The following is an 11,995-nucleotide window of genomic DNA, read 5'->3' as shown; positions in this document are numbered from 1 at the left end:
CTATTGCAGGGTCGGATCGAGCCGGTCGCGCAGCCAGTCGCCGATCACGGAGACGGCCAGCGTCGTGACCACGATGGTGGTCGCCGGCGCCAGCATGATCCAGGGCGCCCGGGTGAGGTACTCGCGGCCATAGCCGACCATGTTGCCGAGGCTGGTCATCGGCGGCTGCACGCCGAGGCCGAGGAAGGACAGGCCCGACTCCATCAGGATCACCTCGGGGAAGACCAGCGTGGTCGAGACGATCAGGGTGGAGGCGATGTTCGGCAGGATGTGCCGGAGGTAAATCCGCGACGGCGTGGCCCCGAGCTGGCGGATCGCGGCCGCGTAGCCCTGCGCATTGGCCGAGATGGCAAGGCGCGGGCGATGCGGGCGTAGCGCTCCCAGCCGAACAGGCCCATCAGGCCGATCAGCAGCGGCAGCGAATTGCCGAAGAAGGCGAGTACGGCGAGCGCCATGATCAGGAACGGCATGCTGGCCTGGAAGTCTGTCAGCATCAGCACGAGCTGCTCGACGGCCCCCCGGAAATGCGCGGCGAGGAAACCGAGCGTGGTCCCGACGATCGCCGAGATCGCGGTCGCGCCGAACGCGATCAGCAGCGAGATGCGGATCGAGACCAGAAGACGCGACAGCACGTCGCGGCCGAGCTCGTCGGTGCCGAGCCAATGCGCGATATTGCCGGGGGCCGAGAGCCGGTTGCGGAGGTCGAGCTGGGTGTAGCCATAGGGCGCGATCTTCTCGGCGAAGGCCGCGATCACCAGCATGGCGACGATCCAGGTGATCGCGAGCGCGACCGAGACCGGGATCGCCGGCAGGCTGATGCGGCGGCGGACGGCCGTGTCCTTCAGCGTGGCGTCGGTCATGCGTGCGCCCCTTTGGCGCGCAGCCGCGGATCGAGGAAACCGTAGAGGAAGTCGACGATCAGGTTGGACGTCACCATGGTCATCGCGACCAGCAGCAGGATGCATTGCACGACGGCGAGGTCGCGGTTGGCGACGGCAACCACGAGCAGGCGCCCTACTCCCGGCCAGGCAAACACGCTCTCGACCACGACCGCGCCCGCGATCAGCGTGCCCACCATGAAGCCCAGAATGGTCACGGTCGGGATCGCTGCGTTCGGCAGCGCGTGCGAGGTCACCACCTTGCGCCACGGCACGCCCTTGGCCGAGGCGGTGCGGATATAGGGCTGGCCAAGCACCTCCAGCATGGCGCTGCGGGTGAAGCGCGCCAGCACCGCGGCGCCGCCGAGGCTGAGTGTCGTGATCGGCAAGATGGCGTGCCGCCAGCTGTCCTGTCCGCCCGAGGGTAGCCAGCCGAGCTGCACGGCGAAGACGAGAACGAGCAGCAGCGCCAGCACGAAGCTCGGCACGGTGAAACCCGCCACCGCCGTGATCATCACGGTGCGATCGATCGCCGAGCCGCGATGCAAAGCGGCGTAGATGCCGGCGGGAATGCCGAGCGCGACCTTGAACACGAAGGCTGGCAACGTCAGCGCCAGCGTGGCCGGGATGCGCTCCAGCACGAGCTCGATTGCGGGCCGTCCGTCGCGCATGGAGCGGCCGAGTTCGCCCTTGGCGATGGCGCCGAAGTAATCGAGATACTGGAACCAGATGGGATCATCGAGGCCCCAGGCCTTGCGGAAGGCGGCAAGGACTTCCGGCGGCGCCTCCGGTCCCAAGATCATCAGCGCGGGATCGCCTGACAGCCGCAGCACGACGAAGGCGAAGGTGACGACGAGCACGATCGTGAGCGCGGCGCGTCCAATGCGAATGGCGAAATAGCGTCCCATCACGCTGCGTCCCGGGTTTCGGCCTGCGGCCCTGTGACGAGATGGCAGGCGACCTGCCGGTCACCGCCAACAGCCGACAGCGCCGGCACCTCGCCCGCGCAGCGCGCAATGGCGCGCGGGCAGCGCGGATGAAAGGCGCAGCCTTGAGGCCGCGCAGCGGGGTTCGGTGGGTCGCCCGACAGCACGATCCGGCCGGCGCTGCGGCGGCCCGGTGCGGGCGACGCCGAAACCAGTGCCTGTGTGTAGGGGTGTGCGGGGCGCGCAAAGAGATCGTCGGCGCTGCCGATCTCGACAATGCGGCCGAGATACATCACGGCCACGACATTGCTGATCTGCCTGACGACGCGCAGATCGTGGCTGATGAACAGCAGCGTGAGCCCAAGCTGCGCCTGGAGATCGCACAGCAGATTGACCACCTGCGCCTGGATCGAGACGTCGAGCGCGCTGACGGGCTCATCGCAGACAAGGAAATCCGGCTTCGTCGCCAGCGCCCGCGCCAGCACGATGCGCTGGCGCTGCCCGCCGGAGAGCGCGCCCGGATAGCGCGCGCCGGATAGCGCGCGCCGTGCGCGGGTGTCAGCTCGACGGCGCGCAGCAATTCGCGCACGCGCTCCTCGCGCTCGGCCGGCGTGCCGAGGCTGTGGATGTCCAGGGGTTCGCGGATTTGCGTGGCGACGGCCAGGCGCCGGTCCAGCGCGCCCAGCGGATCCTGGAAGATCATCTGCATACGCGCCCGCTGCGCGCGCCACGCAGTCGTACCGGGCGCTGCCATCGGCTTGCCGCCGAACCGCACCTCGCCGCGATCAGGCGGCTCGAGGCCGAGCACGATGCGGCCGGTGGTCGATTTGCCCGAGCCGGACTCGCCGACGAGGCCGAGCGTCTCGCCCTTGGGGATCGTCAGCGACACGCCGTCGACGGCATGCACGGCGGTCGCTCGGCCGAACATGCCGGAGCGCATCGAATAGCTGCGCGAGATCGAGGATACCTCGACGAGCGGCGCGCTCATTCGGCGGCGATCCCGAGCAGCGCGCGGCGAGAGGCTTCGGCGCGGATGCAGGCAACCGCGCGATCCTCTGCGATTGGCGCGAGGGTCGGCGCCGCAAGACCACACGCCTCGGCTGCCAGCGCACAGCGCGGCGCGAAGGCACAGCCGTCAGGCATATGCGCGGGATCGGGCACGGTGCCGGGAATGGCGGTGAGACGGCGGCGCGGCCCGTCGAGCGGCGGCAGCGCGCCGATCAAGCCCTGCGCATAGGGGTGCACGGGATCGGCAAAGAGCTGGTTGCTCGGTGCGTGCTCGACGATACGGCCGGCATACATCACCGCGACGCGGTCGCAGTTTTCCGCGACGACGCCGAGGTCGTGGCTGATCAGCACCATCGCCATGCCCATCTCGCGACGGATGGTGGAGAGCAGTTCCAGAATCTGCGCCTGGATGGTGGCATCCAGCGCCGTGGTCGGTTCGTCCGCAATCAAGAGGTCGGGATTTCCGGCGAGCGCCATCGCGATCATGATACGCTGGACCTGGCCGCCGGAGAATTCGTGCGGATAGGCGGACAGACGCCGCGCCGCATCGGGGATGCCGACCAGATTAAGCAGCCGCAGCGCTTCCGCTCTTACGGCATCACCCGAGAGATCGCGATGCAGCGCCAGCGCCTCGCAGAGCTGCTTGCGGATGGTCAGCACCGGATTGAGCGCGCTTGCCGGATCCTGGAAGATCATGGCAACCCGCCCGCCCCTGACCTGATCGAGCTCGGAGGCCGGCGCGCCGAGGATCTCGCGCCCGTCGAGCCGCACCGAGCCCGAGACCTTCGCGTGCCGCGGCAACAGGCCGAGCGCGGCAAGCCATGTCACCGACTTGCCCGAACCGGACTCGCCGACGAGACCGAGGGCCTCGCCCTTCTGCAGGGTGAGATCGACGCCGCGCAACACCGCGACACCGTTGAAGGCGACGCCGAGGTCGCGGATGCTGACCAGCGGCGACACCGCTTACGCCTCGAAATTGCCGGCGCGGAAATCCATCGCGAATGCCGGCGCCGCCTTCCACTTGATCGACTTCGGCTTGGCCGTGAAGGTCGCGTTCTGGTGCAGCACCGTGTAGGCGGGATCCTCGCGCTCGGCCATCTCCAGCATGCGGCGGAACGCCTTCTTGCGCGCCTCACGATCGGTCGAGGTCTCCAGGAACTCCGAGAGCTTGTTCAGCTCGACATTGGTCCATTCGCCGATCTGCTGCTGCTGGCCGTTCGGTCCGTGCTGGGCGACCAGCGAGGAGACCGGATCGTTGAAGGCGGCCGAGTTCGACCAGTCGCGCACGGCGCGGGTCGGCGCGCGCTCCATGATCTGCGACCAGTTCTCCTTGGTCTCGATCTGGACGTTGAGGCCGACCGACTTCCACATCTCGACCAGGATCTGCGCGGTCGCGACCTGGTTGGTGTAGTAATTGTTGAGCAGGCGATACGGGATTGGGTCGCCCTTGTAATTGGCCTGCTTGAGCAGATCCTGCGCGAGCTTGGGATCGTAGGCTGGCACGCTCCAGTCGGCGTTGAACATGTCGCCGTAGAATTCCCACTGCAAACCTTTCGGCACGCGCGTGCGGCCGGCCCACAGGCTGTCGACGATCGCCTGGCGGTCGATCGCGTGGGTGAAGGCGCGGCGCACGAGCGGGTTGGCGAGCACGGCGTGGTTCTTGTCGAACACAGTCAGGCGGTGATTGAGAATGGTGCCGCCCTGCACTTCGAACGCAGCATTCTTCTCGATGCCGGCGATCTGGTCCGGCGGGATGTCGCAGGCGAACTGGTATTCGCCCGAGAGCAGGCCGTTGATGCGGCTCGCGACCTCAGGCACTTCGAGGAAGCGAATGCGCTTGAGCGGCGGCCGGCCGCCCCAATATTCGTCGTGGGCTTCCAGCGTCAGCGAGACGTCGGGCCTGAGCTCGACCACCTTGTACGGACCAGTCGTGATCGGCTTGCGCGCCCAGTCGAGATAGCTTGCGGATTCCTCCCAGGCGCGGCGGTTCATGATGTCTGAGCCGTAGCGCTGCAGCCGGCCCTCGATCGTGACGTCGGGCGTCGCGTTGTAGAAGCGCACGGTGTACTTATCGACGGCATCGACGCGCACGAGGTCCGGCCAGATGCGGCGGGCGACGGCTGGCACGTCCGGCGGCAATTCCTTGCCCGGGCGCGGCGTCGGGATCTTCTCGAAGGCCTGGATGGTGGTGCGGCTCTTGGCCTCGGTCTCGCCGAACATGCGTTCGCGGCTGAAGGTGAAGACGACGTCTTCGGCGGTCAGCTCGTCGCCGTTATGGAACTTGACGCCCTGGCGCAGCTTCAGCTCGACGGTCTGATCGTCGATGCGGCGCCATTCGGTGGCGAGGCCCGGCACGGCCTCGAGGTTGCCGCGCCAGTTCTTCGAGATCAGGCCTTCCCAGATCGAGGAGAAGAACACGCGCTCGCCGACATTGGACTGCTCGCGCAGCACGTCGAGCACGTTGGCGTTCGTCACCTTCTGCACGGCGATCGTGACCGAGGGACGGTTGTCGCCCTGCGCGATCGCAAAGCGCGGCAGCAGCAGCGTGCCGGCGGCCGCGCCGCCGGATTTCAGGATGGTGCGACGGGAAAACTTTGTCATGACGATAACCCCTGCCCTTCGTTGGATCGGCTATTCCGCGAGACCGAGCGCGGCGAGATGCGCGGCGCCGGCGCGAACGTGGTCGTGGTTGCGCAGCTCGAGGATCAGCCGCGGATTGGACGTCAGCCGGCCAAGCGCGCGGAACACGGCGACCCAGGGGATGTTGCCCTCGCCCGGCGCCCAGTGCCGGTCGGCAAAGCCGTCGGTGTCCTGGAGATGGACGTGCGTCAACATGTCACCGGCGGTCTCGACGTAATAGTCGACCGGCGGCGCGCCGGTGGAGATGTGGGCATAATTGGCGTGGCCGGTGTCGAGCGAGACGCGGATCTTGCTGCTTTCGAGCGCCTTGGCGAGGCGCACGCGGTCGCGCGGATCCTTGTCCTCGATGTTCTCGATCACGATCTCGCAGCCGGTCGTCTCGGCGCGCGCGATCACCTCGGCGAGCGTCGCCTTGACGCGTTCGACGAGGTTGCTGCGGCTGTCGGGATAGAGATCGAGATTGTTGTGATCCCAGGTCGTGAACGGCGAATGGATCACCATCTGCGTCGCGCCGAGGAACTCGGCGGCGTCGAGGCCCTGAAGCAGGCGCTTGGTGACGGCCTGGCGGATCATCGGATCGTGGCTGTCGATCTTGAAACCCCAGAACGGCCCATGAATGCCGAGCCGGCCGGTATGGCCCGACAGCATCTGCTTGATCTCGGCCGCGGTGCTGCGCCAATCGCTGTCGAGCAGGTCGGCGCGGAAGAAATCCTGGATTTCGAGATCGCGCTGACGTTCCAGGAGCCAGTCGCGATGGGCGGGGATCGATTTGATGGACAGCGCGGCGCCCAGCACTGGCTTCGACATGGGTTGCTCCCTTGACCGTCAGCGACGACGGGAGCAGCGCTAGACCAGTTCAATGACAGCCCCGTGAAACCGAGATTCCGCAGCGTCGAGCAGATGTGGACATCCCGCGCATCGCCAGCCTCGATGTTGTGCAGCGGCGCTGGCGTCGATGCAGGCCCGTGCAACTTGCCGCAGAAGCAAGTTGAATCGTGTCCGTAGTGATCCGGAATGGAATCCTATTTCGATGTCGCGTACATCGCGGGACATCGATCGGCGGCCAGTTCCAAGGGCATCACCCTCTGATCGCGCTACATGGGGTTGGGGGACCACATGGGGCGGGGGATTGAAGGCTGGGGCAAGGTGAACGAGGTCCGGACTCCTAGGCACTCCGGACCTCGGCACTTTCAGCATCGAATGCAATTTCGCGCCGCCGGCTTGATCAGCCGCACGGCGCGAAATCGTTTTGGGCATCCTTCCCGATCAGTTTTGCCCGATCAGATCATTTCGGCACGTTCCGCTCGAGATCCTCGAGCCATGCCGTCGCACTCGAATCCGACGGCGCGCGCCAGTCGCCGCGCGGCGACAGTGAGCCGCCGGCCGAGACCTTCGGTCCATTCGGCATCGCCGAGCGCTTGAACTGGCTGAAGGCGAAGAAGCGGCGCAGAAACACCTCCAGCCAGCGCCGGATCTCGGCAAGATCGTAGGCCCTGCGCTTGTCGGTCGGGAAAGCTGGCGGCCATTCGCCCTTGGCGACATCCTTCCAGGCGTGCTGCGCCATGAAGGCGATCTTGGACGGCCGCATGCCGAACCGCAGCGTGTAGAACAGGTTGAAGTCCTGCAGCTCGTAGGGGCCGACGGACGCTTCCGTGCTCTGCGGCGTCTCGCCCGGCTTGACCGGAACCAGCTCCGGCGAGATCTCCGCCGACAGGATCGAGGCCAGCGTCTTGTTGACGTCGCCGGAGAACTGCTTGGAGGCGATCACCCAGCGGATCAGATGCTGGATCAGCGTCTTCGGCACCCCGGCGTTGACATTATAATGCGCCATCTGGTCGCCGACGCCATAGGTGCACCAGCCGAGCGCGAGCTCGGAGAGATCGCCGGTTCCGATGACGATGCCGCCGTGATGATTGGCAAGCCGGAACAGATAGTCGGTGCGCAGGCCCGCCTGCACGTTCTCGAAGGTGATGTCGTAGACCTTCTCGCCCTTGCCGAAGGGATGGCCGATGTCCTTCAGCATCTGCGTCGCCGTGGTGCGGATGTCGAGCTCCTGCCAGCTCGTCTGCAACGCCTTCATCAGCGCCAGCGCATTGGTCTTGCTCTCGCTGCCGGTGGCAAAGCCCGGCATGGTGTAGGCGAGGATGTTCTCACGCGGCAGGCCGAGCAGATCGACGGCCTTGGCGGCGACGATCAGGGCATGGGTGGAATCGAGGCCGCCAGACACGCCGATCACGACGCGCTTGGTGCCGGTCGCGCGCATGCGCTGCACGAGGCCGGCGACCTGGATGTTGTAGGCCTCGTAGCAATCCTGCTCGAGCAGGCTCTCATCGCTCGGCACGAACGGAAAGCGCTCGATGCTGCGCCGGAAGCCGATGTCGGCCGCCGGCGGCTTCAGGGCGAAGGTGATCCTGCGATAAAAACCTTCGCGCTGGCGGCGGTTGTCGTCGAACGTGCCCATCAGCGCGCGTTCCTGCCTGAGCAGGTCGAGATCGACGTCCGCCGTGGTGATCTGCCCGCCCTGGCGGAACCGCTCCCCCTCGGCCAGCAGCACGCCGTTCTCGTAGATCGAGGTCTGGCCGTCCCAGGCCAGATCCGTGGTGGATTCCCCTGCTCCGGCCGCCGCATAGACGTAGGCCGCGAGGCAGCGCGCCGAGGTCGACTGGCACAGCAGCGCGCGCGAGCGCGCCCGGCCGATCGTGATCGGGCTGCCCGACAGATTGATCAGCACGCTTGCGCCGGCGAGCGCGAGCTCCGAGGCCGGCGTCACCGGGATCCACATATCCTCGCAGATCTCGACGCCAATGGTCAGGCCCGGCACGTCCTCGGCCGCAAACAACAGGTCGGTACCGAACGGGGCATGCAGCCCGCCGAAGGCGATCGTCTCGCCGGCGATGCCGGTACCGGAGGCGAAATGCCGTCCCTCGTAGAATTCGCGATAGGTCGGCAAATAGCTCTTCGGCACGACGCCAAGGACGTTGCCGCGGTGAATGACCACGGCGCAATTGTAGATGCGATTGCCGAACCGCAGCGGTGCGCCGACGATCAGGACAGTCATCAGCGCCGAGGAGGCCTCGACGATCGCGGCGAGCCCGTGCTCGACCGCATCGAGCAGCGGATCCTGCTTGACCAAATCCTCGATCGCGTAGCCGGACAGGCACAGCTCGGGAAACACGGCGACGGCCACCGACTGCTCGTGGCAGGCATTTGCCGCCTCCAGCACGGCCTTCGCGTTGGCCGAGGGATCGGCGACATGGGACGTGGTGACGCAGGCCGCCACGCGCGCAAATCCGTGGGCGTAGATCGAATGGAAAGTCATCGCGTACCCTTAAATCTCATCGCGGCCGGTGCCGACGGCTCCTTAATCTCTATGTAACCCATCGACCCCGCCCCGTGCAGGCCATCCGCCATCATGCATAACGGATTTGCGAGGGCGGCCTGCCCGGCACCTGCCGCGGTCAGGCGCTGCGGGCCAGCACGCCCGAGAGGTCGTCAAGCAGCCACTCGGCGATCCGCGGCCAGGCATGGGCGTGGGTCCGCTCACCCATGAACAGGCCCAGATGAGTGCTGGGCTCGGAGGCCGCCGCGATGAAGGCTGGCGGCGTGCCGACGAGGTTGGCGGTGGCGAGCGCCTGTGATGCCGGCACCACATCGTCGTCGAGCCCGGCCAGCAGGAAGAGCGGCGCCCTGACATTTTTCAGATCGACCGCACGGCCGAGAGCGGTGAAACTGCCTGCGGCAATCCGGTTTTCGCGGAATATCCAGTTGACGACCTCGAGATAATACCCGCCGGGCAGGTTGAGCGTCTCGCTATTCCAGTGGTCGAAGCGCGCGAGCAGCGCGGCGCCCTCCTCGTCGGTGAGGTCCCTCTGCAACGCGGCCGCGATATCCTCGCGGGTCGGCGCCTTGGACCAGAAACGCAGCATCTCTTCACCGCTGACATTGCCGCCGCCGCGCGCGACGAGTTGATCGTAGACCGCCACAGGCGTGCTGCGAACGAGCTGGGAGAGCTCGGACTCGATCGCAAGATCGACCGGCGCGCCTGCCAGCACCAGCCGCCGCACCTTGGCCGGAAAGCGCGCCGCATACAGCAGCGACAGCCAGCCGCCCTGGCACAGGCCGATCAGATCGACCGGCACGCCGATCTCGTCGATGGCGACGTTGAGATCGGACAGATAGCTGTCGATCGAGAGATAGCGCATCTCGGGCGAGGCCGAGCGCCAGTCGGTGAGATAGACGCGGTCGATGCCGCCGCTTTGCAGGGACTGCGCCACGCTATGGCCGGCCGCGAAGTCGGCGATCAGGGCGCGATGCAGCGCGTATGGCGCGCAGACCAGAGCCGGCTGGCCGGAGCGCGTTCGCGAGCAATCGCGCAGGCGCATGGTCGTAAGCTCCAGCGCGACGGAGTTGGGTGTCGTCCACGGCAGGCTGCTGTCGTTCTGCTCCGGCGAAGGCCGCTCCACCCACCAGAAGCAGGCGTCCATCGCGAGCCGTGCCGCCGCGAGCGGCCACAGCAGCGCCTCGTCCGGGACCGGTCGCGGCCCGCCCTTCTGTTTGCCTGTCGTCTCCACCATGGCTATCTCACGATCCTCACAGGAACGCCTCGAGGTTGACGACCGAAATGCCGAGGTCGCGAAAACTCTGATGCGTTGCGGCCACCGAGCCGCCGAGATCGATGCCGCGGCAGGCGTCCTCGACCACGGCGACCTCGAAGCCGGCCTTGCGGGCGTCCTCCGCTGAGAAGCGTACACAGAAGTCGAGCGCGAGACCTGCGACGAACACGGTCTTCAGTTCGCGTTCGCGCAAATAGCCGAGCAGGCCGGTCGGCGTGCGATGGTCGTTCTCGAACAGTGCCGAATAGGAATCGATGCCGCGGCGAAAGCCCTTGCGCACGACGAGGCTCGCGCAGGTGACCTCGAGGTCGCGATGAAATGCGGCGCCGGCCGTGCCCTGCACGCAATGCGTCGGCCAGAGCACCTGCGTCCCGTAGTCGAGCTCGACGGTCTGGAACGGCTGCTTGCCCGCATGGTTCGGCGCGAAGGAGACATGGTCGGCCGGATGCCAGTCCTGGGTCAGCACCACATTGGCGAACTTTTGGGCAATCCGGTTGACGGCCGGGACAACCTTCTCGCCGCCGGGAACGGCGAGCGCCCCGCCGGTGCAGAAATCGTTCTGCACGTCGATCACCAGCAGCACGTCGCGGTCTGAAATCTTCATCGCAGGGTCCCGTTCCATCCGCCCGGCGCGACGGGCGCCGAACGCTCTTTGCCAATGTCGATCTTCCCGCACGGCTTCGCAACCAACGAAGCGTTGCGCGATCTGTTCAAATTGGTCGCGGATCGTGCCCGAAATGAAACGGTTTGCCCGCGTCCGTGTTGACTAGCCGCACCCAAGGGCGGATTCTCTGATATCCGCAGCAGGCGGATTTGCGTCGATAGAGCGGAGGAAAAGGTTTCCCGCAGCCACCAAGCTGCGGAAGCCATATGGTCATGACGATCGGCAGGACAGGACAGATTCTTCTCGCCGATATCGGCGGTACCAATGCGCGCTTCGCGCTGAGCCAGGATGGCGGAAGCCAGGAGGCCGGACCGATCGACTATGTGAAGGTCGCCGATTTCCCGACCGTCCGGGAAGCCATTGTCGATGTTCTCGCGCGCAGGACCGGCGGCGCACCGCCCCAGCGCGCCGTGCTGGCCGTGGCGGGTCCCGTCACCAACAATCGCTGCGTCATGACCAACAGCCCCTGGGTCATCGACGGCAACGAGCTCCAGCCCGCCCTCGGCTTTGACACTGTGCACGTGCTCAATGATTTCGAGGTGGTGGCCTGGTCCCTGCCCGCCCTGGAGCCGGCCGACCTGATCCCGCTCGGCGGACAGGACGGCCTGCCCGGAGAGCCGTTGCTGGTGGTCGGGCCTGGAACCGGCTTCGGCGTATCCTGCCTGGTCGAGCGCCATGGCGCACGGCTGGCCGTCGTGACCGAGGCCGGACACGCCACCCTGCCGGCTGAGAACGAGCGCGAGGAGCGCGTGATCGCGTGCCTGCGCCGACGCCTCGGCCACGTCTCCATCGAGCGCGGCGCGCTGTCCGGCTCCGGCCTGCAAAGCCTCTACCAGGCGCTGGCCGAGGTCGACGGCGCCCAGGTGCCGCATCGCGATGCCGCAGCCATCACCAAGGCGGCGCTCGAGGGCAGCTGTCCCGTCAGCCGCGCGACCTTGGAAATGTTCTGCGCCATTCTCGGCTCGGTCGCGGGCAATCTCGCGGTGACCTTCGGCGCCCGCGGCGGCGTCTATATCGCCGGCGGAATCGCACCGCGCTTTCCGGAGTTCCTCGCAGCCTCCGCCTTCCGGGCGCGCTTCGAGGCCAAGGGCCGCTTCCAGGATTACTTGCGCAACATCCCGACGCGGCTGGTCACCAAGCCCGATGCAAGCTTCCTGGGCCTCAAGATGTTCGCCGATCACAATCCGGATTGAGATACGCGCGTTCGGCTCCGGTAATTCACAGCTGATTGCAGTCCACACACGGTTCCACGCAGGATCGTGCTTG

The 11,995-nt window shown here is 66.7% G+C and carries 8 protein-coding genes and 2 pseudogenes; 1 reads left to right on the top strand and 9 read right to left on the bottom strand.

Annotated elements, in window-relative coordinates; genetic code table 11:
* The 9 genes and pseudogenes from FOM02_RS12340 to pncA form a co-directional block, all read right to left on the bottom strand.
* A pseudogene (locus FOM02_RS12340) lies at window positions 1-860 on the bottom strand (ABC transporter permease).
* Window positions 857-1,786 carry an ABC transporter permease gene (locus tag FOM02_RS12335; protein ID WP_167380714.1) on the bottom strand — a complete coding sequence of 310 codons (930 nt, stop codon included), beginning with the start codon at window positions 1,784-1,786 and terminating at the stop codon, window positions 857-859. Before FOM02_RS12335 ends, FOM02_RS12340 begins: the two are co-directional and overlap by 4 nt.
* Window positions 1,786-2,792 (bottom strand): annotated as a pseudogene (locus tag FOM02_RS46800) (ABC transporter ATP-binding protein). Before FOM02_RS46800 ends, FOM02_RS12335 begins: the two are co-directional and overlap by 1 nt.
* Window positions 2,789-3,772, bottom strand: coding sequence for an ABC transporter ATP-binding protein (locus tag FOM02_RS12315; RefSeq protein WP_027559178.1), 984 nt, complete (start codon window positions 3,770-3,772; stop codon window positions 2,789-2,791). The pseudogene FOM02_RS46800 and the gene FOM02_RS12315 overlap by 4 nt, the downstream one beginning before the upstream one ends.
* Window positions 3,773-3,775: 3 nt before the next feature.
* A complete protein-coding gene (locus FOM02_RS12310) occupies window positions 3,776-5,413 on the bottom strand; it encodes an ABC transporter substrate-binding protein (protein WP_027559179.1) in 1,638 nt (545 codons plus the stop codon).
* Window positions 5,414-5,443: 30 nt separating this feature from the next.
* A complete protein-coding gene (locus FOM02_RS12305) occupies window positions 5,444-6,259 on the bottom strand; it encodes a sugar phosphate isomerase/epimerase family protein (protein ID WP_027559180.1) in 816 nt (271 codons plus the stop codon).
* 478 nt (window positions 6,260-6,737) lie between these two features.
* Window positions 6,738-8,771 carry an NAD(+) synthase gene (locus tag FOM02_RS12300; protein WP_027559181.1) on the bottom strand — a complete coding sequence of 678 codons (2,034 nt, stop codon included), beginning with the start codon at window positions 8,769-8,771 and terminating at the stop codon, window positions 6,738-6,740.
* A 139-nt stretch (window positions 8,772-8,910) separates the two neighbouring features.
* Window positions 8,911-10,026, bottom strand: coding sequence for an alpha/beta fold hydrolase (locus FOM02_RS12295; RefSeq protein ID WP_027559182.1), 1,116 nt, complete (start codon window positions 10,024-10,026; stop codon window positions 8,911-8,913).
* A 16-nt stretch (window positions 10,027-10,042) separates the two neighbouring features.
* Window positions 10,043-10,687, bottom strand: coding sequence for a bifunctional nicotinamidase/pyrazinamidase (gene pncA, locus FOM02_RS12290; protein WP_027559183.1), 645 nt, complete (start codon window positions 10,685-10,687; stop codon window positions 10,043-10,045).
* A 254-nt stretch (window positions 10,688-10,941) separates the two neighbouring features.
* On the opposite strand from pncA, the gene glk reads away from it, so the two are divergent.
* The gene (glk, locus tag FOM02_RS12285) at window positions 10,942-11,922 is read left to right on the top strand and encodes a glucokinase (protein WP_092214373.1); all 981 of its coding nucleotides are present in this window, start codon (window positions 10,942-10,944) and stop codon (window positions 11,920-11,922) included.
* Window positions 11,923-11,995 lie beyond the last annotated feature (73 nt).

The sequence above is a fragment of the Bradyrhizobium sp. SEMIA genome (genome assembly GCF_014844175.1).
In the GTDB taxonomy this organism is placed as follows: domain Bacteria; phylum Pseudomonadota; class Alphaproteobacteria; order Rhizobiales; family Xanthobacteraceae; genus Bradyrhizobium; species Bradyrhizobium arachidis.
The sequence above is the reverse complement of the archived record's forward strand: the minus strand, read 5'-3'. Positions and strand labels throughout refer to the sequence as shown.